Annotated in this window: 1 protein-coding gene; it reads right to left on the bottom strand. The window is 36.6% G+C overall.

What is annotated here, in order from left to right; all coding sequences use genetic code 11:
- Positions 1-335 precede the first annotated feature (335 nt).
- Positions 336-932 (bottom strand): hypothetical protein, encoded by a 597-nt coding sequence (locus tag AC6F75_RS12330; protein WP_500715344.1) that lies wholly within the window; start codon positions 930-932, stop codon positions 336-338.
- Between the last annotated feature and the right edge of the window lie 75 nt (positions 933-1,007).

Genomic DNA, 1,007 nt, shown 5'->3' on the forward strand with positions numbered 1-1,007 from the left:
AAACGGAATCCACCCAAAGAGATGACGAAAGATTTTTGACACAAACGGAAAAACACCCAGACTGTAGTATTTTTCAACAAACTCCGGGAAATAGGACAACACCCGCAGGCCGATCATTTGGGCCACAAGCAGGAGGGTAAGGATGATTTTTGTGCGTCTGTTCATACTGCCCCCTAAATTAGGGTTATTTTTTGAATGTCGGATTTTTTGAATGGAAATCAACAACTTTATGTATTAAATAGAAGTTGAAAAGATTAAGAAACAAAAACGGGGGCGAAGCCCCGTTTTATTTTTAGTGCTGACTGAGTTTAAAAGACAGTCCTGATAAATAAAAATTATTTCACTTTTTTTCCAATCAATTTAGCAACTGATTTTCCTGTTTTTGCATACCCTTCTGCAATGCGGTCATTGTTGTTGGCTACTCCAATGTAATTGTCCCCGGGTGCATTCCGGCTGTTGATTACCAACAAAACATTTGAGGGGTTTGCAGTTTCCACAAACTTCAAACGGGTAGTCACTTTAGAGGGCTGTTTCATCACTGCGGCAAACCAACCCGGATAAATCCAAACAGTCTCTACAATCAACGTGTACTTGGAATCAGCATCCTCAGAAGCTTTGATATCCATGTTTTTGTTCATAGAAGCAAGGAATTTTTCCACAAAAGTATTTTCCTTTGAGTGTTCCCAATCTGCCGCCCATTTATCGGCTTCTTTTTTTCCTTTGTCGTCACTGATTTCTTTTTTTCTTTTAGCTATGTATTCTTCCTGGCTCATCTCTTCTTTATAAAAAGTGGCCTTGCTGTAATCCATAACAACTTTGAGTTCAGTTTGACCTTTCAAAAAGGAAAAATCACCTGATTCGACTTTCAATTTTTGTGCTGAAGCAGTGGCAACAAAGCCAATTAGTACAGCAAAAAGTAGTTTTAATTTCATCTGTTTTTGTTATTTAATTAGTTAGGTTTCTTTAGATTTCAAATATTACATTTTTTATTGAATTTTATAAAAATT

The sequence above is a fragment of the Planktosalinus sp. genome (assembly GCF_059864935.1).

Coding starts and splice junctions, on each gene's coding strand:
- AC6F75_RS12330 (WP_500715344.1), bottom strand. CDS start 932: ATGAAATTAAAACTACTTTTTGCTGTACTAATTGGCTTTGTTGCCACT.